This window comes from Amycolatopsis sp. NBC_01307 (genome assembly GCF_035975215.1).
Taxonomy (GTDB): domain Bacteria; phylum Actinomycetota; class Actinomycetes; order Mycobacteriales; family Pseudonocardiaceae; genus Amycolatopsis.
Map to the genome: position 1 here is coordinate 10,945,993 of NZ_CP108403.1, position 24,407 is coordinate 10,970,399.

The 24,407-nt window shown below is 71.1% G+C and carries 19 protein-coding genes; 10 read left to right on the forward strand and 9 right to left on the reverse strand.

Annotated features, from left to right (window positions below):
• Positions 1-117 precede the first annotated feature (117 nt).
• Both OG439_RS49505 and OG439_RS49510 read left to right on the forward strand, forming a co-directional pair.
• Positions 118-9,222, forward strand: coding sequence for an HYD1 signature containing ADP-ribosyltransferase family protein (locus tag OG439_RS49505; protein WP_326947221.1), 9,105 nt, complete (start codon positions 118-120; stop codon positions 9,220-9,222).
• A complete protein-coding gene (locus tag OG439_RS49510; protein ID WP_326947222.1) occupies positions 9,204-9,503 on the forward strand; it encodes a DUF6881 domain-containing protein in 300 nt (99 codons plus the stop codon). Before OG439_RS49505 ends, OG439_RS49510 begins: the two co-directional genes overlap by 19 nt.
• Before the next feature lie 50 nt (positions 9,504-9,553).
• Here OG439_RS49510 and OG439_RS49515 read toward each other — a convergent pair whose 3' ends face one another.
• Both OG439_RS49515 and OG439_RS49520 read right to left on the reverse strand, forming a co-directional pair.
• Positions 9,554-10,216, reverse strand: coding sequence for a peptidylprolyl isomerase (locus tag OG439_RS49515; RefSeq protein WP_326947223.1), 663 nt, complete (start codon positions 10,214-10,216; stop codon positions 9,554-9,556).
• Positions 10,217-10,242: 26 nt separating this feature from the next.
• On the reverse strand, positions 10,243-10,497 hold the full coding sequence (locus tag OG439_RS49520; RefSeq protein ID WP_247062457.1) for a DUF2631 domain-containing protein: 255 nt from the start codon (positions 10,495-10,497) through the stop codon (positions 10,243-10,245).
• A gap of 174 nt (positions 10,498-10,671) precedes the next feature.
• On the opposite strand from OG439_RS49520, the gene dxr reads away from it, so the two are divergent.
• The 3 genes from dxr to ispG all read left to right on the forward strand — a co-directional run bounded on the left by dxr (position 10,672) and on the right by ispG (position 14,362).
• Positions 10,672-11,874, forward strand: coding sequence for a 1-deoxy-D-xylulose-5-phosphate reductoisomerase (gene dxr, locus OG439_RS49525; RefSeq protein WP_326947224.1), 1,203 nt, complete (start codon positions 10,672-10,674; stop codon positions 11,872-11,874).
• 3 nt (positions 11,875-11,877) lie between these two features.
• Positions 11,878-13,092: a M50 family metallopeptidase gene (locus tag OG439_RS49530; protein ID WP_247062460.1), complete on the forward strand. Its 1,215-nt coding sequence runs from the start codon at positions 11,878-11,880 to the stop codon at positions 13,090-13,092.
• A gap of 118 nt (positions 13,093-13,210) precedes the next feature.
• Positions 13,211-14,362 (forward strand): flavodoxin-dependent (E)-4-hydroxy-3-methylbut-2-enyl-diphosphate synthase, encoded by a 1,152-nt coding sequence (gene ispG, locus OG439_RS49535; protein WP_247062463.1) that lies wholly within the window; start codon positions 13,211-13,213, stop codon positions 14,360-14,362.
• A 6-nt stretch (positions 14,363-14,368) separates the two neighbouring features.
• Here the strand turns inward: ispG and OG439_RS49540 are convergent, their stop codons facing one another.
• Entirely contained in the window at positions 14,369-14,623 is a 255-nt protein-coding gene (locus OG439_RS49540; protein WP_247062465.1) for a hypothetical protein, read from the reverse strand.
• Positions 14,624-14,706: 83 nt separating this feature from the next.
• Here OG439_RS49540 and OG439_RS49545 point away from each other — a divergent pair, with 83 nt between their 5' ends.
• Entirely contained in the window at positions 14,707-15,504 is a 798-nt protein-coding gene (locus OG439_RS49545) for a helix-turn-helix domain-containing protein (RefSeq protein ID WP_326947225.1), read from the forward strand.
• A gap of 5 nt (positions 15,505-15,509) precedes the next feature.
• Complete coding sequence (locus tag OG439_RS49550) at positions 15,510-15,902, forward strand: VOC family protein (RefSeq protein ID WP_326947226.1); 393 nt, start codon at positions 15,510-15,512, stop codon at positions 15,900-15,902.
• Between the two features lie 528 nt (positions 15,903-16,430).
• On the opposite strand, the gene OG439_RS49555 is transcribed toward OG439_RS49550, so the two are convergent.
• Positions 16,431-16,637, reverse strand: a complete 207-nt coding sequence (locus OG439_RS49555; RefSeq protein WP_247062471.1) for a DUF4177 domain-containing protein — start codon at positions 16,635-16,637, stop codon at positions 16,431-16,433.
• Between the two features lie 100 nt (positions 16,638-16,737).
• On the opposite strand from OG439_RS49555, the gene OG439_RS49560 reads away from it, so the two are divergent.
• The 3 genes from OG439_RS49560 (at position 16,738) to map (ending at position 20,331) form a co-directional block, all read left to right on the forward strand.
• Positions 16,738-17,592, forward strand: coding sequence for a GNAT family N-acetyltransferase (locus tag OG439_RS49560; RefSeq protein ID WP_247062473.1), 855 nt, complete (start codon positions 16,738-16,740; stop codon positions 17,590-17,592).
• Between the two features lie 61 nt (positions 17,593-17,653).
• Positions 17,654-19,450, forward strand: coding sequence for a penicillin-binding transpeptidase domain-containing protein (locus OG439_RS49565; protein ID WP_326947227.1), 1,797 nt, complete (start codon positions 17,654-17,656; stop codon positions 19,448-19,450).
• A gap of 23 nt (positions 19,451-19,473) precedes the next feature.
• Complete coding sequence (gene map / locus OG439_RS49570; protein ID WP_247062477.1) at positions 19,474-20,331, forward strand: type I methionyl aminopeptidase; 858 nt, start codon at positions 19,474-19,476, stop codon at positions 20,329-20,331.
• A 57-nt stretch (positions 20,332-20,388) separates the two neighbouring features.
• On the opposite strand, the gene OG439_RS49575 is transcribed toward map, so the two are convergent.
• The 5 genes from OG439_RS49575 to OG439_RS49595 form a co-directional block, all read right to left on the reverse strand.
• Complete coding sequence (locus OG439_RS49575) at positions 20,389-21,192, reverse strand: ABC transporter permease (RefSeq protein WP_247062480.1); 804 nt, start codon at positions 21,190-21,192, stop codon at positions 20,389-20,391.
• Positions 21,192-22,157, reverse strand: coding sequence for an ATP-binding cassette domain-containing protein (locus OG439_RS49580; RefSeq protein WP_326947228.1), 966 nt, complete (start codon positions 22,155-22,157; stop codon positions 21,192-21,194). The genes OG439_RS49575 and OG439_RS49580 overlap by 1 nt, the downstream gene beginning before the upstream one ends.
• A 28-nt stretch (positions 22,158-22,185) precedes the next feature.
• The gene (locus tag OG439_RS49585) at positions 22,186-23,028 is read right to left on the reverse strand and encodes a DUF4097 family beta strand repeat-containing protein (protein WP_326947229.1); all 843 of its coding nucleotides are present in this window, start codon (positions 23,026-23,028) and stop codon (positions 22,186-22,188) included.
• A 67-nt stretch (positions 23,029-23,095) separates the two neighbouring features.
• Positions 23,096-23,584, reverse strand: coding sequence for a hypothetical protein (locus OG439_RS49590; RefSeq protein ID WP_326947230.1), 489 nt, complete (start codon positions 23,582-23,584; stop codon positions 23,096-23,098).
• 91 nt (positions 23,585-23,675) lie between these two features.
• Positions 23,676-24,359 carry a FadR/GntR family transcriptional regulator gene (locus tag OG439_RS49595; protein ID WP_326947231.1) on the reverse strand — a complete coding sequence of 228 codons (684 nt, stop codon included), beginning with the start codon at positions 24,357-24,359 and terminating at the stop codon, positions 23,676-23,678.
• Positions 24,360-24,407 lie beyond the last annotated feature (48 nt).

The following is a 24,407-nucleotide window of genomic DNA, read 5'->3' on the forward strand; positions in this document are numbered from 1 at the left end:
TCGCGGCACCCGCCCCGGCCGGGTGCTGCTCCTTTGCCGTGCTGTGGTTCGACCGACGAGGGCGGGTTTCCCATGTTTTCTCCCCGACGCAAGTCCGGGCACGCGAGCCGGGCCGCGTTGCTGGTCCTCGTCGTCGCGTTGACGGCGGGAGTGGTCGGACCGTCGATCCCGGACGGCCCGGGCACCGGCGCGGACGCGGACCTGCTGCGGCAGGCGATGGCGCTCGCCCCGCAGCAGCCGGCGGGCACCGCGGGGGAGCAGGGCGACGAAGCGGGCGGCAAGGCCAACGCTGCCGCGCCGAAGTCGCTGCAGTCGAAGTACCCGGCCGTCGCCGCCGGCGCGGAGAACGTCCGCGCGAACGCGGTCCGGGTCGGGAACGCACCCGTCCACGGGACGGGGTTCGACGAAAAGACCAGCAAGGAGCTCCCGGACCGGCGCACGGCGACCGACCGGACCTTCGCCAACACCGACGGGACCCTCACCACCGAGTTCGGCCAGGAGCCGATCAACTACCGCGCGGCCGACGGCGCCTACCAGCCGATCGATCCGACCGTCGTGCCGAACGACGGGGGAGCCGGGTGGCGCAACGCGGCCGACGCCGAGCGGCTCGTCTTCGCGCCGGACGCCGCTTCGGACCAGGTCGTCGGAGTCGGCCTCGACGACGGACACCAGTTCGGGTTCGGTGTCGCCGGCGCCACGCCCGCGGCCGGTGTGGCGTCCGGCAGCCGGATCGTCTACCCGGGGGTGCGCGCCGGGGCCGACCTGCGCCTCGACGTGGTGCCCGGCGGCGTCAAGGAAACGCTGGTCCTGAACTCGCCCCAGGCGCCGGCCGCGTGGGAGTTCCCGTTGCGGTTGAGGGGACTCCGGCCGTCGCTCGTGGACGGGCGGATCGCGCTCTCGGACGCCGAAGGGCACGAGCGCGCCCGGATCCCCGCCGGGTTCATGACCGATGCCCGCCGTGATCCCGCGACCGGTGAGCCCGCTCGTTCCGAGGGGGTGGTCTACCGGCTCCTGGAACGGGACGGCGGGTTCGTGCTGCGCGTCGAACTGGACGCGAACTGGCTGGCCGATCCGGCCCGGGCCTACCCGGTCGAGGTCGACCCCAGCGTGGAGACGACCGCGTCGGACGGCGGCGCGGTGTTCCAGAACGGCTCCCGTCTCGACGGATCGACCGAGCTCAAGATCGGGACGACCGGCGCGCTGAAAGCCGCCGGCTACCTGTCCTTCGGCGGTGTGGAGAACCGGCTCCGCAACCACAAGATCCTCGGCGCCCAGCTCACGCTGAAGAGCACCTGGTCCTGGTCCTGCCAGCCGCGGCCGGTGACCGTGCACGGCGTCACCGCCCCGTGGACGAGCGCGTCCGGTTTCCCCGGCCCCGCCTACGGTCCCGCGCTGGCTCAGGAATCCTTCGCGCACGGGTACATCGCGCTCTCCCAGCACGCTTCGAGCTGTCCGTCGGCGACCGAGCTGATCCCGCTGGGCACGGGCGGCCGCGACCTCGTGCAGCGCTGGGTGACCGGCGCGCAGCCCAACTACGGCCTCGCCGTCCGTGCTTCGGAGACGGATCCCTACGACTGGAAGAAGTTCACCGGGAACCGGACCGCGAACCCGCCCCGGCTGTTCGTCACGCACACGCCCTACGACGCCGAATACCGCGTCGACAACGGGGTTCCCACGCCGCCCGTGACCCGGACCCAGGCCGGCAAGGTCAAGATCACCGTCACCAACCGGGGCGCGGACACCTGGACGGCGGCGGACTACGCGCTCGGCTACCGCGCGTTCACCGCCGCCGGTGCGCCGGTGGGTGCGCTCGAAGCGGCTTCGCTGCCGCGGGACGTCCCGCGTGGCGACTCGGTGACGCTCGACGCGACCATCAAGGCCATCGAGCCGGGTAACTACCTCTTCGACTTCAGCATGCTGCGCCGTGGCGGCGCGTGGTTCACCGACGAGCAGATCCCGCCGACGCGGCTGTCGATGACGGTGTTCGACGTTCCCCCGATCGTCAAGGCGCAGTACCCGCCGAACGGTTACTCGGCGCCCACCCTCACCCCGCAGCTCTGGGCCGACGCGGTGGACGTCGACGCGCCGGTCTCGTCGAACCTGAAGTACCGCTTCGAGGTCTGCGAGAACTACGTCATCAAGCCGGACGGCACCCTGTCCGGAGTGTCCTGTGTGGACTCGGGGTACGTGACCAAACGGACGTGGACCGTCCCGGTCGGCGCGTTGCGCTGGAGCAAGGACTACCAGTGGCGGGTCTTCGCCTTCGACGGGAACGCCGAGAGCGAGAAGCTGACCCCCAGCCACCTCCTGACGGCGGTCCCGCAGCCGGAGATCACGTCCCACCTCGCGAACGCGCCCTACAGCGGGGCGCAGCAGGACTTCGACCCGCAGACCGGGAACTACTTCTCCAGCGCGGTCGACGCGGCGCTGCAGGTGACCGGGCCGGAGCTGACCGTCGCCCGCACGTACAACAGTCTCGACCCGCGCACCGACCTGACGTTCGGCGCGGGCTGGTCGACGCGGTACGACATGCGGGTCGTGCCCGACAACGACGGCTCGGGCAACGTCGTGGTGACCTACCCGGACGGCCAGCAGGTGCGGTTCGGCCGCAACAGCGACGGCACCTTCGCACCGCCTCCGGGCCGTCAGGCGAACTTCCGGATCGAGGTCGAGGCCGCGGGCGGCGGCTGGGTGCTGACCGACAAGGCCTCCACCCTCTACCGGTTCCGTCCCGACGGCCGGCTCATCGACATCTACGACCAGGCCGGCCACCACGTCGAACTCGACTACGGCACCCCGGAGCACCTCCGGCGGGCGATCAGCCGGACGAGCGACCGGATCCTGTACTTCAAGTGGACCGGGAACCACGTCACGTCCGTCAGCACCGACCCGATCGACGGCAAGCAGCTCACCTGGACCTACTCCTACGACGGTGACCGGCTGACGAAGGTCTGCGACCCCGACAACGGGTGCACGGGTTACGACTACACCCCGGCCTCGCACTACCGCAGCTCCGTCGTCGACGCCCGCCCGTCGTCCTACTGGCGGTTCGCGGAGACGTCCGGCACCACGGCCGGCAGCGAGAACGGGCTCAAGCTCGGCAAGGACGCCGGAACCTACAAGGACGTCGTCCTCGGGCAGCCGGGGCCGCTGGCCGGCACCGGGACCGCGGCGACGTTCAACGGCACGTCGTCCGTGGTGACCCTGCCTGACGGCCTGGTGCGCAAGAACCGCGACCTCGCGGTCGAGATGTGGTTCAAGACCGCGTCGGGCGGTCCGCTGTTCGGCTACCAGAAGGCGCCGATCAGCGGCACGCCCACGAGCGCCGTGCCCGTGCTCTACGTCGGCACGGACGGCAAGCTGCGCGGGCAGTTCTGGAACGGCACCGCGGCACCGATCACGTCGGCCACCACGGTGAACGACAACGCCTGGCACCACGTCGTGCTCTCCGGCGCGCTCGCCACCCAGACGCTGTACCTCGACGGGCAGGCCGTGGGCAGCGCCCAGGGCGAGATCGCGCACGACGACGTCGTTTACGACCAGATCGGTGCCGCGTACACCGTCCCGCCGTCGGCCTGGCCCGGCTGGGGCACGGACCCGCGCCGCTTCTTCTCCGGCCAGATCGCCGAGGCGGCGTTCTACGAGTACGCCGTCGGGCCGACGACCGCTGCGGCGCACTTCCAGGCGCGGGCGGCGGCCGGTTCGCTCGCGAAGATCACCCTGCCCAGCGGCCGGATCGCCGCTCAACTGAGCTACGACACCGCAGCCGACCGGCTCACCGAGGTCGTCGACCGCAATGGCGGGCACTGGCGCCTCGGCCGTCCGGTCGTCACAGGCACCGAAACCAACCTCATCCGCACGACTCAGGTCAGCGATCCCGGGAACCGGCCGCACTTCTACGACTACGACCCCGTGCGCGGCCGGATCCTGCGCTACGTCGCGCCGTTGGGTCAGGGCATCCGCCCGGAGGACCGGCGGGACGGCGACGGGAACCCGCTTCCCCCGGACAACCCGACCTGTGACCCCTCGGTCCCGCAGAACCCCGGCGACCCGTCGTACTGCGGCGGGCCGGTCGGCGGCGACGGCACGTGGGTCGGCGGGCCGGTCAACGGCCAGGGCGTGCGGACCTACGACTACGACGACAAGGGCTTCCAGACCACCATCGGCGACGAGCTCGGCAACGTCGTGGTCCTGACCAACGACGAGCGGGGCAACGTCGTCGCGCGCAAGACGTGCCGCGTCGCGCCGGGCGACTGCCAGACGGCGTACTACAGCTACTACCTCAACGCGGCCGACGTCACCGACGCCCGCAACGACAAGCTGCTGTCCTCTTCGGACGCGCGCTCGGCGAACGCGGCCGATCCGGCGTACGCGACGACGTACACCTACACGGACGTGGGCGTCCGCGGTCTGCTGCTGACGGAGACCACCCCCGACGGCGCGGTCACCCGCCACCAGCACGCGGACGGAACCGAAGCGGCGGTGGGCGGCGGCAACGTCCCGGCCGGCTTGCTCCTGCAGACGACCGACCCGCGCAACGGCGTCACGAGCTACTCCTACTACCGCAACGGCGATCTGGCGAAGGTCGTCGACCCAGCGGGCTTGACGACCTCGTACACCTACGACGTCTTCGGTCGCAAGAAGACGGAGACGCGCAGCAGCGCCTCCGATCCGGCCGGCGCGACGACGACCTACGCCTACGACGCCCGGTCGCACCAGACCGTGGCCACGAGTCCCGGTGCGGTCAACTCCGTCACCGGCGTCACGCACACCGCGCAGACGCTCACCGGCTACGACGCCGACGGCGATGTCGTGCGGACCGAAAACCGCGACCTGACCGGCGGCGACACCGCACGGGTCACGACCACCGAATACGACGACTTCGGCAGGCCGAACCGGGTCGTCGACGCCGAAGGCGGGGTGACCTCGTCCGGCTACGACGGCTTCGGCAACCGCACGTGGATGGTCGACGCCGGCGGCAACAAGTACGAATACGGCTACACGGCGCGCAACGCACTGGCCGAAGTACGGCTGCGGGCGTGGAACGGCCAGGCCACCGATCCCTCGACCGGCGGCGGTGACACGGACGGCGGCGGTGACACGACGTCGGCCCCGACCTTGGTGCTCGCCTCCTACGCGTACGACCTCGCCGGCCGGCGGGTCCGCGAGACCGACTCGATGGGCCGCACCACCCGCTACCAGTACTTCGGTGACGGGAAGGTCTGGAAGGTGATCGCCCACGACCTGCGCGATCCCTTCAACCCGGCGGCGCCCAAGCGGGATGTCACGCTCCAGGAGTACGCCTACGACGCCGCGGGGCAGAAGACCAAACTGACCGAGCCCGGCGGTCGCGTCACGACGTTCGAATACGACGCTTCGGGGCGCGGCACGGCGCAGACCGTCGATCCCGCGGGCCTGGCGAACCGGACGGAGTGGACCTACAGCCCGGGCGGCGACGTCCTCAAGACCGTCCACACCGGACAGAGTTCGAACAGCACCCGGCTCGATCTGGGCAACCGCGAGACGATCGAGTACGGCTACGACGTCGCCGGCCGCCAGACCAGCCAGTCCGTCGTCAAGAGCGCGACCGAGAAGCTGACCACGACCTACCGGTACGACGAGCGCGGACTCGCCACCTCGGTCACGTCACCGCGCGGCAACGCCCGCGACGCCGATCCGGTCGCGTTCACGACGGATCTGACGTACGACAAGCTGGGACAGCTGACCCGGACCACCCAGCCACTCGTCGCCACCGAGTCCGGGGGAGCGGCCGCGGCCGCGGTGCGCCCCCAGGTCCTCAGCGGCTACGACAGCTTCGGTGAGCAGACCGAGACCCGCGACCCGAACGGCAACGTCGGGACCGTGACCTACGACCGGGCCGGCCGGGTCGTCAAGACGGCGTCACCGGACTACCGGAAGCCGGGCGAGACCACCGCGGCGAAGGTCGCGACGGTCAACCAGTACGACCCGCTCGGCAACGTCCTGAGCGTGACCGGCCCGGACGGCGTCGTCACCCGCTACCGGTACGACCAGCTCAACCGGCCCGTGGAGCGCGTCGATCCCGATCCGGCGGCGGGCGGCCAGGCCGGCGGGGTGTGGCAGTACGGCTACACGACCGAAGGCGAGCTGCTTTCGACCACGGACCCGACCGGTTCCCGGGTGGAAGCCACCTACGACGACCTCGGTCGTCAGGCGACCGCGACCCGGCTGGAACGGCGTCCGGCCCCGGCGGCGTACACCACGAAGCTTCGGTACGACGACGCCGGGAACCTCCTCTCGTCGACGTCGCCGACCGGTGACCTGACCAAGAACGAGTACGACGTGCTCGGGCAGCTGACCACCACCACGGATCCGGCGGGTGTGGTCTCGCGCTTCGGCTACGACTTCGCCGGGCACCAGGTGCGGCAGTCCGACGGCCACGGCCGGACCGGCTACGTGAGCTACGACCCGGCGGGCCGGGCGACCGGTTTCTACAGCCTGGCCCCGGACGAGCACGTCCTGCGCAAGAGTGCGCTCGGGTACGACGCCGACGGCAACAAGGTGTCCGCGACCGACGCGCTCAACCGCACCACCCGCTTCGACTACGACTCCCGCGGTCTCCTGGTCCGGCAGCAGGAGCCGGTCACCGACACGTCGTCGATCACGACTTCGTTCGGCTACGACCCGGTCGGGAACCGGACCCGGTCGACCGACGGCCGCGGCAACGCCACTATCCAGACGTATAACGTGCTGGGCCTGCCCGAGTCGGCGATCGAACCGGCCACCGCGGCCCACCCGGCCGCGGCCGACCGCACCTGGACGACGTCGTACGACCCCACCGGCCGGCCGGTACGCGTCCAGGCTCCCGGCGGCGTGGTCCGCCAGCGGACCTTCGACGCGCTCGGCCGGCTCACACTGGAGACGGGGACCGGAGCCGCGCAGCCGACGCCGGATCGCGTCCAGCGGTTCGACTCGGCCGGCCGCTTGCTGGCGGTGAACGCGCCCAACGGCGAGAAGACGTTCACCTACGACGACCGTGGTGACCTGCTGACCAGCAGCGGGCCGTTGTCGGGCACTTCGACGTACGCCTACGACGGTGCGGGCCGGCTCACCCAGCGCGTCGACGGCGCGGGCACGGCGACGTTCGGCTACGTCAAGGGCAGGCTCTCGACCCAGCAGGACGGCCTGACCGGGGTCAAGCAGACGCTCGGCTACGACGACGCGGGCAACGTCGGCTCGATCGACTACGGCGCCGGCCGCGTCCGCACCTACGGCTACGACGACTTCGGCCGCCAGACCGGAGACGAGCTCAAGGGCGCCGGCGGCGTGTCGCTCGCCGCCATGGCCTACAGCTACGACCTGGACGACCGGCTCACCGGCAAGAAGACATCGGGAGTCGTCGGCGCCGGAGACAACGCCTACGGCTACGACCAAGCGGGCCGCCTGACGTCGTGGACCGCCGGCACCCAGACGACCGGGTACGGGTGGGACGCGTCGGGCAACCGAGTCAGTGCGGGCGGCCGCACGGCCACGTTCGACGAGCGCAACCGCCAGCTGACCGACGGCACCGACACGTTGACGTGGAGCGCGCGGGGAACGTTGGACGCGCGCACCGGCCCGGCGGGAACGGTGACGTCCGGCTTCGACGCCTTCGACCGGGCGGTGAAGCAGGGCTCGGTCACGTACGCGTATGACGGTCTGGACCGGGCGTCGTCGCGCAACGACCAGACGTTGACCTACGACGGTCCCAGCCTGGACCTGACCTCGGACGGCACGTCGAACTTCGCCCGGGGTACGCAGGGTGACCTGCAGGCCCAGAGCACCGGCGGGGCGTCGCAGGTCGCGATCACCGACCAGCACTCCGACGTCGTCGGCGGCCTCGCTCCCTCGGGCGCACTGACCGGCTCGGCGAGCTTCGACCCGTTCGGCGCGAAGATCACCCAGTCGGGCGCGACGTCACCGTTGGGCTTCCAGTCGGACTACACGGACCCGGCCACGGGCGCGGTAGACATGGGCGCCCGCTGGTACTCACCGGGTACGGGGACGTTCGGCGCCCGAGACGGCGTATCGCTCCCAGACGTTCCGTCGGCGGCTGCGAACCGCTTCACCTACGGCAACGCGAGCCCGGTCAACGGGATCGACCGGGACGGTCATTCGACGGACACTCTGACACCTCCTGGCGTGGGGACCACCACTTCCGGACGGGGAGTGAGCAAGGGCATCGGTGGGCTACTGGGCCTCGTTTTCGGTGGGGCGCGCTCCACCGGATCTGTGGGCTGGGACACGTACAACACGATCGCCGGTTACGTCCCGTGGGGATGGCTGTTCCAGGTTCAGTCCAGGGGCGGATCGCCCCAGCCGGGCCGGATCGGTTACTACACCGATTTCTCGAGTGACCGCGGCTGGAACCCGTCTTGGCGCCCGGGTCCTGCAACGCAACCCGGCAACCCGCCCGGGCCCGGCGCTTGCCAGGTGTGTGCGCCACCACCTCCCGGGGGCTGCTGGTGCCCGCCTCCGCCTCCGCCCCCACCGCCGGGCATCCAGGCACGGATCGACCAGAACGAGAAGGCCCGCAACGTCGCCGACCCCATCCCGGACGGCGCGAAGAACCCGTACTTCGGCGGGGGCGGAGTCTCGTCGGACCCCAACCTGCCGGCGAGCATGGTGGCAGGCCTCCTCGGCGGCCTGCAGGACCTGGTCAACATCTACCAGGGCTTCCTCAACCAGATCCTGGACCCGAAGAACCCGGTGGTCCACGACGTGGATCCGCCGATCCCGTCCCCGTTGCTGCCCGCGCAGGCTTCGGCTTGGGATAACTGCGGCGGCGGCGTGGTCCGGGATGACTTCAATGGTGGAACCACGACAACGAGGGCGTTCTGCGATGGTGGGCCAGACTCCGAGTCCTCGCGTCGGACGCTTTACCACTACACGAACGAAGCAGGCCAGAGAGGTATTCTTGACAGCGGCGAGTTACGCCCATCGCTACTGGCTAACAACCCGCGCGACGCCCGATACGGTGACGGTCAATATCTGTCGGACATCGTGCCGGGTACGCTTCGCAACGGCCAGCTCGCGTACCGTTTCGTTCGTATGGGCTACCTAGGCGGTCGGTTCAGCCACTACCTGGAGATCGATGTGACTGGTCTGGAAGTGAAAGAGGGCCGACCCAACGTGTTTGTGGTACCCAATGCGTATGCTCTCGACGTAACCGGCCGCATCGTCAGATGGGGGACAAATCAATGAATAGTTTTGTGAAGGTGTGTTGGGACCACGAGTTCGATGTTGAGCCGATTGAGACCTTCAGTGAACTTGACGACGATGGCTATGAATTACGCAAGGTTGAGGTCTATAAGGACGGACGGTTCGACTGGGTGGATGCGAGCAGGGAGACCGATACGATTGGCCTGGGAGAGGTTCCGTTCCCAGCGCTGGAAGAGATCAACAGGCAGGATGAGTTCCGTGCGGACATCATCACCGCCGCTGAATTCGAGGTTGCATGGTTCCGTGCCCGTCGTGGATCTTGACGGATTCCGACACGGGCATATGTCTGGGTCGCGCGGGCAGTCTCGATGACCTACCGGCCCAGCGAAGCCCGCTGGATCTTCACCGGTTTCGCCGGTGCGCCGTCCAGCGGCCCGTTCGGATCCGTCGGGATGATGCCGTCCGCCACCATGTGGTCGATCGCCGACATTCCGCTCACCACGTGACCCAGCACCGAGTAATTCGCCGGGATGTTCGCGAACGAATGCACGATGAAGAACTCCGACCCGTTCGTCCCGGGTCCCTGGTTCCCCATGGCGATCGTGCCGCGCGGGTACGTCTCCGCGCCGGTCACCTCGTCCGGGAACTTGTACCCCGGGCCGCCCTTTTCCACTTCGTAGATGTCGCCGCACTGCAGGACGCCCAGCCGGGCCGAGTTCGACAGGCGCCAGCACTGGGAGTGGTCGTAGAACCGCTGCAAGACCAGGGATGCCATGTTGTGGACCGCGCACGGGGCTGCACCCGCGCGGTCCAGGCGGACCGTCACCGGGCCGTAGTTGAAGCGGAACGTGACGTCGACCGTTCCGCGCGTCAACGCGAACGGCAGCGGCCGGACCACCGGACGGGCCGCCGGGTTCGCAGGCGTCGGCGTGAACTGGCACGGGACCACGATCGAAGACGCCGAAGCCGGGACGGCCGGCGCCACCAGCAGGGCACCCAGGACACCGACGAGAGCCAAACCCCAGCGCAGCTTCATGGGCCGGGAGGTTAGCGGGTCACCAACTACTTGCGCCAGGCCGTGCGGCGCTTGCGGATGTCGAGGACCAGCAGCAGGACGAGGAACGCCGCCAGGCCGACCAGCCAGACGTTCTCGGTGTTGTTCTCGTGGTTGCCCTTGATCATCACGAGCAGGATGACCGCGCTGACCCAGCCGGCGATCCGGGTGCCCTTCGGGAAGGAGCCGTGCCAGCCCCAGGCCGCGGACGGCTCGTCGCGGGGGTCGACCTCGGGCCGCTTCTCGACCGCCTTGCCTGCCACGATGAACTCCCTCAAGACCCATGAACCACGTACCCCGCGATGATCCCACACCTCCGCGTGCGCCGGGGACACGCCCCGCGCGATTGTCGGAGTCCCGCGTGGTCCCCCGCGGTCCGCACGGCCAGGGAACCTCCGCGTGCGCCGCGGACACGCCCCGCGCGACAATGGCCCGCGATGACTACCTCGCGAAGCGTCCTCGTGCTCGGCTCGACCGGGTCCATCGGTGTGCAGGCCCTCGACGTCGCGGCGCGCAACCCGCACCTGTTCCGGGTGGCCGGGATCGCCGCGGGCGGTGCCGATCCCGCGGCCCTCGCCGCGCAGGCGCTCGCGCACGGCGTCGAGGCCGTCGCCGTGACCAAGGCCACGGCCGCCGAAGACCTGCAGCTCGCGCTGTACGCCGAAGCGCAGAAGCGCGGCTACTCCCGGGGCGACTTCAAGCTCCCGCGGCTCTTCGCCGGTTCCGACGCCGTCACCGAGCTGATCGACGCCGTGAAGGTCGACACCGTCCTCAACGCGCTCCCCGGCTCCCGCGGCCTCGAACCGACCCTCAGAGCGCTCGCCACCGGCGCCACCCTCGCGCTGGCCAACAAGGAGTCGCTCATCGCCGGCGGGCCGCTCGTGCTCGCGGCGGCCAAGCCCGGGCAGCTCGTGCCGGTCGACTCCGAGCACTCGGCCATCGCGCAGGCGCTGCGCGCGGGACACAAGAACGAGGTCGCGCGGCTCGTGCTCACCGCGTCCGGGGGGCCGTTCCGCGGCCGCAAGCGGGCCGATCTCGCCGACGTCACCGTCGAGCAGGCGATGGCCCACCCGACCTGGTCGATGGGCCCGCTGATCACCATCAACTCGGCCACCCTGGTCAACAAGGGCCTCGAACTGATCGAAGCCGCGCTGCTGTTCGACGTCCCGCCGGAGAAGATCGACGTCACCGTGCACCCGCAGTCGATCGTGCACTCGATGGTGACCTTCACCGACGGCTCGACGATCGCCCAGGCCAGCCCGCCCGACATGCGGCTGCCGATCGCGCTCGCGCTGCACTGGCCCGACCGGGTGCCCGACGCCGCCGCCGCGTGCGCCTGGGACACGGCCGCGACCTGGACGTTCGAGCCGCTGGACGACGAGGCCTTCCCGGCCGTCGAGCTGGCCCGCCACTGCGGCACCGTCGGCGGCTGCCTGCCCGCCGTCTACAACGCCGCGAACGAGGAGCTCGTCGCCGCCTTCCTGGCGCAGAACACCCGCTTCACGTCGATAGTGGACACTGTTTCCGAGGTGGTGGGAGCCGCCGACGAATGGCGTCGCGAACCTCGCGACGTCGAGGACGTTCTCGCGGCCGAGCGCTGGGCTCGCGCCCGGGCCGGTTCGATCATCGAGGGGAAGTAGCGGGTGCTCGCCTACATCATCGGTGTGGTGCTCTTCGCGCTGGGGATCTGCATCTCCGTCGCACTGCACGAAGCCGGTCACATGGTCACCGCGAAGGCCTTCGGCATGAAGGTCCGCCGGTACTTCGTGGGCTTCGGGCCCACGGTGTTCTCCTGGCGCCGCGGGGAGACCGAATACGGCCTGAAGTGGATCCCGCTCGGCGGGTTCTGCGACATCGCGGGCATGACGGCGCTCGACGAGGTCACGCCGGACGAGGCGCCGCGCGCGATGTGGCGGTTCAAGACCTGGAAGCGCACCGTCGTGATGTGCGCCGGGTCGATCACGCACTTCATCCTCGGCTTCGTGGTGCTCTACCTGATGGCCGTCACGATGGGGCTGCCGAACCTGACCGCTGCCGACCCGTCGCCGGTGCTGGCCTCGACGTCCTGCGCGCGGTCGGCGACGACCGAAGAGCAGGCCAAGGACACCACCTGCCCGCCGGGGGCGCTGCGCCCGGCGCAGGCGGCCGGGCTGCTGGCCGGCGACAAGATCCTCTCGGTCGGCGGCAAGCCGGTCGCGAGCTGGACGGAGATGCTCGCGGCCGTGCAGGCCACCAGCGGCCCGACCGAGTTCGACGTCGTCCGCAACGGGCAGAACCTGGCGCTCGTGGTCGACGTGCCGAAGGTGCAGCGGTGGAGCAGCGCGGGCGTCCGCGAGGTCGGCATGATCGGCGCGTCGCCGGTGACGCCCGCGATCACCACGCAGTACGGCCCGGTCGCCGCGGTGGGCGCCACGTTCGGCTTCACCGGCACGATGTTCGCCGAGACGGCGCAGCGGCTCGTCCAGTTCCCCGAGCGCATCCCCGCCGTGGTCTCCGCGATCTTCGGCGGCGAACGCGACCCGAACACCCCGGTCAGCGTCGTCGGCGCGAGCCGGATCGGCGGCGAGGCCGTCGAGCAGGGCATCTGGGTGCTGTTCTTCTTCCTGCTGGCCAGCCTCAACTTCTTCATCGGCGTGTTCAACCTGCTGCCGCTGCTCCCGCTGGACGGCGGGCACATCGCGGTGGTCTGGTACGAGCGGATCCGCGACTGGATCCGCGGCCTGCGGGGCAAGGCCGCGGGCGGTCCGGTGGACTACACGAAGCTGTCCGGGCTCACGATGGTCCTGGTCCTCATCGGCGGCGCGGTGACGCTACTCACGGTGACGGCCGACATCGTCAATCCGATTCGCTTGCAGTAACGCCACGCCACGGAGGGGTCGCGGCCCCTCCGTGGCGTGGCACACACGCCGTAATGCTGCTCACCGTGACGGTTGACATGGTGCGGGTGGCCCACTCGGGGTAGGTACGCTGAAGACCGTGACCGTCGCACTCGGTATGCCCGCCCTGCCCCCGCCCGTCCTCTCCGAGCGCCGCAAGACCCGCCAGCTCCAGGTGGGCTCGGTCGGTGTGGGGAGCGACTTCCCGATCTCCGTCCAGTCGATGACGACGACACTCACCTCCGACGTCAACGCGACCCTGCAGCAGATCGCCGAGCTGACCGCCGCGGGCTGCGACATCGTCCGCGTCGCCTGCCCGTCGGCCGACGACGCCGAGGCGCTGCCCGCGATCGCGCGCAAGTCGCAGATCCCCGTCATCGCCGACATCCACTTCCAGCCGAAGTACGTCTTCGCCGCGATCGAGGCCGGCTGCGCCGCGGTGCGCGTGAACCCGGGCAACATCCGGAAGTTCGACGACCAGGTCAAGGAGATCGCGCAGGCCGCGAAGGACCACGGCACGCCGATCCGGATCGGCGTCAACGCCGGCTCGCTCGACAAGCGGATCATGGACAAGTACGGCAAGGCGACGCCGGAAGCGCTGGCCGAGTCGGCGCTGTGGGAGGCGTCGCTGTTCGCCGAGCACGACTTCCACGACATCAAGATCTCGGTCAAGCACAACGACCCGGTCGTCATGGTCCGCGCCTACGAGCTGCTCGCCGAGCAGTGCGACTACCCGCTGCACCTCGGCGTCACCGAGGCCGGCCCGGCGTTCCAGGGCACCATCAAGTCGGCCGTCGCGTTCGGCGCGCTGCTGCGGCAGGGGATCGGCGACACGATCCGCGTCTCGCTGTCCGCGCCGCCGGTCGAAGAGGTCAAGGTCGGCATCCAGATCCTGCAGTCGCTGAACCTCAAGCAGCGCAAGCTGGAGATCGTGTCGTGCCCGTCGTGCGGGCGCGCGCAGGTCGACGTCTACACGCTCGCCGAGCAGGTCACGGCCGGGCTCGAGGGCATGGAGATCCCGCTGCGCGTGGCCGTCATGGGCTGCGTCGTCAACGGCCCGGGCGAGGCCCGCGAAGCCGACCTGGGCGTCGCGTCGGGCAACGGCAAGGGCCAGATCTTCGTCAAGGGCGAGGTCATCAAGACCGTGCCGGAGCACGCGATCGTCGAGACGCTGATCGAGGAGGCCATGCGCATCGCCGAAGAGGCGGGCGAAGGCCTCGGCGAGGGTGCCCCGGTCGTCACCGCCGGCTGAGGTCGCTCACCCCTGCAGGTGGTGCTGGGCGGCGTCGCGGATCTGCAGGCGGACGTTCTCCAGCGCCGCCGCGACCTCGTCGATCTGCTGGGACGCCAGCTGGATCGAGCCCTGGATCGCGGTCGCGGTCGACGTCTCCCCGAGCAGGCCCATGACCTGGGCCTGCAGGTCTTCGAGGTCGCTCTTCGTCGCGAGCGCGATGCCGGTGGGCACCTGGTCGGCGAGCAGTTCCAGCTGCTGTGCCTGCTCTTGGATCGTCATCGGTGGTTCCTTCCGCGGTGGGGGACGCACCTCCGTGTTAGCAGAAACCGGAACTGTCGGTGGTGACGTTTACGCTGGCGTTCGTGAGCGTGGGCTGGGCCGTCGGCGAGCCGCACCCGGTGGTGCGGCCCCTGGTCACGCGCTACATCGGGTACGCGCAGGACGACGTGACGCTGGCCGTGCACCGCGGCCTGCCGTCCCGGTACGTGACGCTCGTCATCAGCCTGGCCGCGCCCGTCCGGATGGCCGGGCACCGGCTGCAGGCCCTGGTCGGCGGGCTGCACACGAGCGCGGTGCTGATCGAGCAGGACCGCACGCAGGAGGGCCTCCAGCTCGAGCTCGACCCGCTGGGTGTGCGCACCCTGCTCGGCGTGACAGCGGCGGAGCTGAGCGGTGCCGTCGTGGACCTGGCCGAGTTCGGCCTCGGCGACCTCCCGGAGCGGCTGCGGGAGCGGCCGACGTGGCCCGAGCGGTTCGCGCTGCTCGACGACGTCCTGGCGGCGCGGGCGGTGGACCCGCGCCGGCCGCCGCCCGAGCTGGGGGCGGCGTGGCGCCGGATGCGCGGCGCCGACGGCCGGGTGCGCGTCGCGGACCTCGCCGGGGAGGTCGGCTGGAGCCGGCGGCACCTGGGCGAGCGCTTCCGGGCGGAGCTGGGGCTGGCACCGAAGCAGGCGGCGCGCGTGCTGCGGTTCGAGCGGGCCGGGCGGCTGCTGCGTGGCGGCCACTCCGACCTGGCCGCGCTCGCCGTCGAATGCGGCTTCTACGACCAGGCGCACCTGAGCAACGAGTGGCGGGCGCTGGCCGGGTGCACCCCGGGCAGGTGGATCGCCGAGGAGCTCCCGTTCCTCCAAGACGGGGAGGTCGCCGCCGGGCAAGACTGACCGGCATGACTCCCGCACCGAACGTCTGGCCGGCCCTGCGTTACGACGACGCCCCGGCCGCGGTCCGTTTCCTCGTCGACGTCCTGGGCTTCACCGAGACACTGGTGGTACCCGACGGCGACCTTGTCGCCCACGCCGAGCTGCGCTGGCCCGAGGGCGGCGCCGTGATGCTGGGCAGCGTCCGGCAACCCGACGGCGTCCACGACGCCATGAAGCCCGGCACCGGCGCGGTCTACGTCGTGTCGGACCACGTGGACGACATCCACGCGAAGGCGCAGGCCGCCGGCGCCGAGATCACCGCCGAGCTGACGGACACGGACTACGGCTCGCACACGTTCAGCCTGCGCGACCCGGAGGGCAACGCCTGGACGTTCGGCACCTACCGCGGCGCATCCTGACCGACCCGGCGGCGGCGATCGGGCGCGCCGTGACCGGCCCGGTGGCGGCGCGGCCGCCCGGGTCGACGGCGGATGGCCGACCCGGGCGCCTCGCTTCGGCCGGTTCCGCGCTCGCGGCAGGCCATGGCCGGGTCGAATCCTCGGCTCGCACCGGCAAAAGTGGCCGCTGCCGGAAGCGACAGCCTGCCCGGTGGCTCGCCACCCTCGCCGCCGAGTGTCGGCGCCGGCAATCCGCCGTGCGCCCGCGGCGGTCGGCTGAACCCGGCCGCATTCGTGACGGCCGGCTGAACCCGGCCGCGCTCGTGACGGCCGGCTGAATCCCCTGGCCGCGCTTATGGCGGCCTGGCTGAACCCGGCCGCGTCCACGGCGGCGGATCGAACCCGGCCCACCGGGCCCGATCCGCGGCGGGGCGATTGGGTCGCTTTGGCCGCGCCCGCGGCGGCCGATCGCACCCGGCCTACCGGGCCCGAGTCCGCAGCGCGGCGATCGGGCGCGGCCGCCTAGGCCGCGCCCGCACCCCCGCTGCCCTACTGGACCGGGCGTTCGAAGGTGACCAGTAGGCCTTCAACCCCGCCCGGGCCGACGCGGCCCTTGACCTCGGCCGACGTGATGGCCTTGAGCTGCCAGCCGTCGCCGGCGTGGTCGTTGAGCAGCTTCTCGAGCTTGTCCCCGGACATCTTGCCGCCCAGGAGCTTCTCGCGGACCTCGACGACCTTGTACGCGTAGCGCTGCATGTCTTCGATTCTGCCCGGTTCGCCGGACACCGGCTGTTCATCTGAGCGTGTCGAGAGGCTCGCGTTCCGTTTCGGCTGTTCATCTGGCACCCTGGACTCCGTGTTGCGGCTTGCAGGTGCACGGCTGCTCGATGATCGGGACTATCCGGCGGTCCGTGGGGCGCTCGCCGCCGACCCGGTGGGCAGCTGCATGGTCAGTGCCAGGGTGGAGGCCGCGGGCCTCGATCCCTGGCGGCTCGGTGGTGAGCTCTGGGCCGCCGACAACCGCCCGGTGCGCGCCGGGCGGCTCCAAGGGCTGTGCTTCTCCGGTCCCAACCTGATCCCCCTGCGCGGCAACGCGCCCGCGTTGCGCTCCTTCGCCGACCGCGCGCTGCGCCGGCAGCGCACGTGCTCGTCGCTGGTCGGCCCGGCCGAGCAGGTCCTCGGCCTGTGGGACGAGCTGGCCGACGAGTGGGGCCCGGCCCGCGAAGTCCGTGACGACCAGCCGCTGATGGCGCTCGACACACTGCCGCTCATCAAAGCCGACCCGGGGGTCCGCGCGGTCCGCCCGGACGAGATCGAGCGTTACCTGCCCGCGGCCGTCGCGATGTTCATCGAAGAGGTCGGCGTCGACCCGCGCAGCGGCGACGGCGGCGCCAGCTATCGCGCCCGCGTCACCGAGCTGATCGGCGCCGGGCGCGCGTTCGCCCGGTTCGAGCACGGCGAGGTCGTGTTCAAGGCCGAGATCGGCGCGATGTCGGCGTCCGTCGGCCAGATCCAGGGCGTCTGGGTGCACCCGGAACGCCGGGGTGACGGCCTGGGCACCGCGGGCACGGCCGCCGTGGTGAACCGGCTCGTCCGCGGTCTCGGCCGCACCGCGAGCCTCTACGTCAACGGCTACAACAAACCCGCCCTCGCGGCCTACCGCAAGGTCGGCTTCCAGCAGGTCGGCCAGTACGCGACGGTGCTGTTCTAGCACTCTTCCGTGGCGGCGTTTCAGCCCCGCCGCACCGCCCTGACCAGGGCATCATCCGGCCATGAGTGCACGTCGAAGCGGTGCCGTGCTCGCGGTGCTGCTGCTCGCCGCCTCGACCGCGGCCGGCTGTTCGGGCGACGGCCCCGAGGACGCCCTCTCCGCGTTCCTCGACGCCGTCGCTTCCGGGGACATCGCCGCCGCGGCGGCGGGCACCGACTCGCCGGACGCGGCGAAGACCGTGCTGACGCAGGTCCGCGGGGCCCTCGCCCCGGAGTCCCTGGACGTCGAGGACGAAGAGGTGAAGGAGCCGGCGGACGGCGACACCGTCACGGCCGGCTACCAGCTCACCTGGCACCTCCCGCACGGCCGCACCTGGACCTACCGCGCCGACGCCCAGCTGCGCGCGGCCGAGAACGGCTGGCAGGTGCACTGGCAGCCGACGGTCGTGCACCCGCAGCTCGCGGTCGGCCAGACCCTCGGCGTGCTGCCGCAGCTGCCGGAGACGGCGCCGGTGCTCGACCGCGACGGCGTGCCGCTGATGCGCCCGCAGACCGTGATCGGCGTGGTCGTCGACCCGGCGAAGACCGGCGACGCGGGTGCGGTGGCCAAGTCGCTCGCCGCCGCGCTGCACCGGTACGAGCCGTCGGTGACCGGTCGCTCGCTGCTGGACGGGATGGGCAAGACCAAGCCCGGCGCCACGTTCCCGGTGATCACCCTGCGCGCCGGCGACTACCAGCGCGTCAAGCCGGTGATCTACGACCTGCCCGGCGTCCGGTTCGCCAGCCAGGAACGGCTGCTGCCGGTGACGCGCGGGTCCGGGGCGCAGGTGCTGCCGGCCATCCGCGCGCTGGTCGAGCAGGACCTGGCCGGGGCGGCGGGCTGGCGGATCGTCACCCAGGACGTCACCGGCGGCGAGGTGTCCGAGCTGCGGGCCGAGCCGCCGAAGCCCGGGCCCGCGATCACCAGCACGCTCAGCGCGCGGATCCAGGACGCCGCCGAGAAGGCCCTCGCGCCGGCCGAGTACCCGGCCGCGCTGGTCGCGATCCAGCCGTCGAGCGGGGACATCCTGGCCGTGGCGCAGAACGAGGCGGCCGACGCCGAAGGCTCGCTGGCGCTGTCCGGGCGTTACCCGCCGGGCTCGACGTTCAAGATCATCACCGCCGCGGCCGCGCTGGCGGACGGCGACGTCGAGGCCGGCAGTCCGGTCGACTGCCCCGGCACCACGACGGTCGAGAACCGCGTCGTGCCGAACGAAGGCCGCTTCGACCTGGGCCGGGTCTCGTTGAAGACGGCGTTCGCGAAGTCCTGCAACACCACCTTCGCCCGGCTCGCGGCCGGGCTCCCGGGGTCGGCGCTGACCGACACGGCGAAGTCGTTCGGCATCGGCGCCGACTTCGTCGTCCCGGGCCTGACCACGGTCACCGGCGCGGTCCCGGCCACCGACTCCGCCGTCCAGCGCGCGGAGAACGGCTTCGGCCAGGGGACCGTGGTGACCAGCCCGTTCGGCATGGCCCTGGTCGCGGCGACCGTGCAGGCCGGGAAGGTGCCGACGCCGTCGCTGGTGAAGGGGCGCCCGGCGACCACCCAGAACGTCGGCGACGCGCCGTCGGACGACGTCCTCGACGCGCTGCGCGGGATGATGCGCGAGGTCGTCACGTCGGGGACGGCGACCGGCCTGCGGGACATCCCCGACGTCGCGGGCAAGACCGGCACCGCCCAGTTCGGCGACGGCTCCCGCTCCCACGGCTGGTTCGTCGGCTACCGCGGCGACCTGGCGTTCGCGGTGCTGCTGACCGAGGCGGGGTCCTCCAAACCGGCGGTTCAGGCGGCACACCGGTTCCTGGCGGCGATCGGCTGACGCGGCCGTCGTAAGGTGGAGGCATGTCCGTTCGTGCCCCCCTGGTTCCCGGCGTCCAGACGCCGCGCCGTGACGTCCCCGCCTCCATCGCCCGTCCCGAATACGTGGACAAGCCGGCACCGAAGCGGGACACCGGCAACGGCGTGCGCACGCCCGAGGTGATCGAGGCGATGCGGATCGCGAGCCGGATCGCGGCGCAGGCGCTGGAGGAGGGCGGCAAGGCCGTCAAGCCGGGCGCGACCACCGACGACATCGACAAGGTGGTGCACGAGTACCTGCTCGACCACCACGCCTACCCCTCGACGCTGGGCTACCGCGGCTTCCCGAAGTCGTGCTGCACCTCGCTCAACGAGGTCATCTGCCACGGCATCCCGGACTCGACGGTGCTCGAGGACGGCGACATCTGCAACATCGACGTCACCGCCTTCATCGGCGGCGTGCACGGCGACACGAACGCGACGTTCCTGGCGGGTGACGTCTCCGAGGAGGTCCGCCTGCTGGTGGAGCGCACCCGCGAGGCGACGCTGCGCTCGATCAAGGCCGTCCGCCCGGGCCGCCGCCTCAACGTGATCGGCCGGGTCATCGAGGCGTACGCCAAGCGCTTCGGCTACGGCGTGGTCCGCGACTTCACCGGTCACGGCGTCGGCCCGTCGTTCCACACCGCGCCGACCGTGCTGCACTACGAGGAGCCCACGGTGGAGACGGTGATCGAGGAGGGCATGACCTTCACGATCGAGCCGATGATCACCCTCGGCACCATCGACTACGACATCTGGGCCGACGACTGGACCGTCACCACGAAGGACCGGAAGTGGACGGCCCAGTTCGAGCACACCCTCGTGGTGACGGCCGACGGCGCCGAGATCCTGACCCTGCCGTAGCCCCTCGTGAGTGGTTAGGGCGGTTAGAACCGCCCTAACCACTCACGAGCCGTGGGGTCAGTGGCTCGTGGCCTTCTGGTAGCAGCGCACCGAAAGCGGCACGAAGACCGCCAGCAGCACCACGATCCACAGCACCGACGCCAGCACCGCGTGCTGCATCGGCCAGACGTCGTGCGGGGGCAGGGCCGGGCTCGTGTTGCCGAACAGGTCCCGCGACGCCTGCGTGATCGCCGAGATCGGGTTCCAGTCGGCGATCACCCGCAGCGGGGTGGGCAGCCGGCCGCTGTCGACGAACGTGTTGGCCAGGAACGTCAGCGGGAAGATCGCGATGCTCGAGACGTTGTTGAACACCTCGGGTTTGCGCACGGCCAGCCCGATCGTCCCCATCACCCACGACAGCGCGTAGGCGAAGGCGAGCAGCAGGAGCACGCCACCCAGCGCCTCGAAGACGCCGGTGTGGATGCGCCAGCCGACCAGCAGCCCGACCAGGCCCATGATCAGCAGGCTCGTCACGTTGAGGATCAGGTCGGCGGTGGTCCGCCCGATCAGCACCGCGGCGGGGGACATCGGCAGCGAGCGGAACCGGTCGATGATGCCCTTCTGCAGGTCGTCGGTCAGGCCGTAGCCGGTGACGATGCTGCCCATGGCCACCGCGAGGGTGAAGATCCCCGGCAGCATGAACTCGCGGTAGGACAGGCCGGGGATGTCGATCACGCTGCCGAACACGTAACCGAAGAGCAGCACGAACATCACCGGCAGGAACACGATGGACCCGAGCAGGTCCAGCGACCGGACGATCTTGATCGAGTTCCGCTTGGCGACGGTGACGCCGTCGGTCACGGCCAGTTGCACCGCGTTCATCACACGGCCTCCTTCGCGGGTTCGGCGGTCTCGGCCACGTCGTGACCGGTGAGGGTGAGGAAAACGTCGTCGAGGGTGGGACGCCGGAGGCCGACGTCGCGGACGTCGACGCCGTCGGCGGAGAGCAGGGCCAGCGCTTCGGTAAGCGCTTTCGCGCCGTGGGTCACGGGCACGGTGAGCCGGAACCCGTCGGCCTGCGGCTCGCCGCCGCCCAGCCCGGCCAGCGTCGCCCGTGCGCGGGCGACTTCGTCGTGGGTGCCGACGGTCAGCTCGATCCGCTCGCCGCCGACGAGGTCCTTGAGCTCGTCGGAGGTGCCGCGGGCGATCACGCGGCCGTGGTCGACGACGGCGATGCTGTCGGCGAGCCGGTCGGCCTCCTCGAGGTACTGCGTGGTGAGCAGCAGCGTCGTGCCGCCAGAGACCAGCTCGGTGATGACGTCCCACAGGTCCGTGCGGGCCCGCGGGTCGAGCCCGGTCGTGGGCTCGTCGAGGAACAGCACCGGCGGGTTGGCCACGAGCGCGCCGGCCAGGTCGAGCCGGCGCCGCATGCCGCCCGAGTAGCCCTTCACCGGGCGGTCGGCGGCGGCTTCGAGGTCGAACCGGGCCAGCAGCTCCCGGCCGCGGGCCTTCGCGCGCTTGGTGCCGAGGTGGTAGAGCCGCCCGACCATCTCGAGGTTCTCGGCCCCGGTCAGCTCCAGGTCGACGGCGGCGTACTGCCCGGACGCGCCGATGTGCGACCGCAGCGCGTGCGCGTCCCGCACGACGTCGAACCCGGCGACCGTGGCGTGGCCGGCGTCCGGCTTCTGCAGCGTCGTGAGGATCTGGACGGTGGTGGTCTTCCCGGCGCCGTTCGGCCCCAGCACCCCGAGCACGGTGCCTTCCGGCACCCGCAGCGACATGCCGTCGAGCGCGGTCACGCCGCCGTACTTCTTGACGAGTCCTTCGGCCACGATGGCGTCTGGCATCGGATTCCCCTTCTGTGTCAGCGAAAGTTCAGGCGCGCCGGATGACGATGTCGCCGGTGTAGCTGCGGGCCTTGATCTGGACCGTCTCGGCGGTCCCGCTGGGCCCGTCGGACGCGGCGAGCGAGTTGCGCACGGCCCCGGTCAGGGAGCTGAGCTCGAGCCACGCGGCGCTGCCCTCGCGGATGCCGACCTCGATCTCGCCGACCGCGGTGTCGAGCACGACGGCGTCGCGGATGACCTCGCCGATCCGGACGTCGCCGGCCGCGGTCTTCGCGTGCACCCCGGCGTGGGCGAGGTCGACGAGGATGTCGCCGTTGGCGGTGGAGACCCGCAGGCCGCCGGTGACCTCGCCGACGCGGGTCTCGCCGTTGGAGTTCTTCAGCTCGGCGGTGCCGTCGATCTCGCGGATCCGCAGCTCGCCGGTGCCGGTGCCGAGCTCGGCGTGCCCGGTGGCGCGGCCGACGAAGATGTCGCCGGTCGCCGTGTTCGCCTCGATCCGGGAGGCCTCGTCGACGTGGATGTTGCCCACGGACGTCTTGACGCGGCTGTCGCCGACGCGGCCGGACACGTGGTAGTCGCCCATGGCGGAGACCGCCCGGACCCGGGAGCCGGCCGGCAGCTCGACCGTGACGTGCAGCGCGCCGCCCTTGCCGAACAGCTTGGTGGTGTACTTCGGGCCCTTGACCAGCAGCACGCCGTCGGTGAACTCGACGCGGGTGCGGCCGGCGGCCTTGATGTCGTCGTTGTCGGACGGGTCGGCCGGCTCGACCTCGACGGTGGTCTCGGTGCGCTCGCCGGCGACGATCCGGACGTCGGCGACGCTGACGTCGATCGTGGCGGTGATCGGTTCGGGGGTGGCGAAAACAGGCATGGCTGTGCCCTCCTAGGCGGTTCGGGTGGCGTCTCCGCAGGTCGGAGCCGTGAAGGAAGAAGAAGGGTTACTGAACCCAGCCGGTGTACTTGTCGCCGTAGACCGACCGCTGCCGGGGCTGGGCGCTCCCGGAACCGAGCGCGGCGTTCGCGGCCCGGACCAGCCAGGCGTTGGTGGAGAGCCGGTCCCGGTTCGCCGCCTCCTCGACGCGCTGCTTGAGCTGCTCGGGCAGGCGCAGGTTGATCCGGGAGACGGTGCCGTCGTCCGGCTCGGACGGCGGCGGCGGGGTCTGCTGGGGCGCCGGCTCGGGTGCGGTGGGCAGCGAGACGGCGAATTCGGCGTCCCGGCGGCGAAGGCGGACTTCGACCGAGCCGGGTGCGAGGTCGCGGGTGATCTCGTCGGCCGCGGCCGACAGGGCGTCGAGCAGGGTCAGCCGGATCGCCGACTCGAGCGGCGCGGTGAGCCGCTCGGCGAGGGCGACGGCTTCCTCGCCCGCCGACTCGGCGGCGACCGCGAGCTCCCGCCGGAGTTCGTCTACGAAGGGCGTCAGGTCCATGGCACAACTATGGCGCCATCGTGGCACCACGACAACCCTGAATTGGCACCCTTAGGGGTCAGAAGTGGTGCCAAAGGTGTAAAAGTCCAGCTCAGGCCGGTTCGATGCGCTCCAGCAGCTCGTCCAGGAAGCCGCAGGCTTCGGCGGCAGCACGGTCCGCGTCGCGCTCGGCGATGGCGTCCGCGAGGCCCTCGTGGCCGATCTCGGGCATGTGTCCGGCGCCCGGCGTGATGCCGGCCGTCGCCGCGACGCTCGCCGTGATGACCTCGGTCAGCCCGCGGTACAGCTCGGTGAGCAGCCGGTTGTGGCCGCTGCGGACGACCGCGCAGTGGAACTCGGCGTCGGTGCGCACGAAGTCCGGCCAGCGACCTTCGCTCAGCTCGACCTCGCGGCGGGCCAGCAGCGCGCGCAGCTCCGCGACGTCCTCGTCGGTCCGCTCGGCCGCGGCGAGCCGGGCGCCCTCGACCTCGAGGGTGCGCCGGACCTGCAGCACCTCGCGCAGCTCGTCGCCGCACAGCCGGCGGATCGCGCCGGAGACCTCGCTGGTCGCGCGCACGTAGGTGCCGTCGCCTTGGCGGACCTCGAAGATGCCGGTGTGCGCGAGGGCGCGCACGGCCTCGCGGATGGTGTTGCGGCCGACGCCGAGCTGGTCGCCCAGCTCGACCTCGGTGGGGATGCGCTCGCCGATCGGCCATTCGCCCTGCGTGACAGCGGTCCGCAGCTGCTCGATGACCTGGTCGACCAAGCCTGTCCGCCGGGTGGTGGCCAGAGGCACAGGAATTATCCCTTCATCCAATCATCCTACGTATGCGATAGTAGCTCG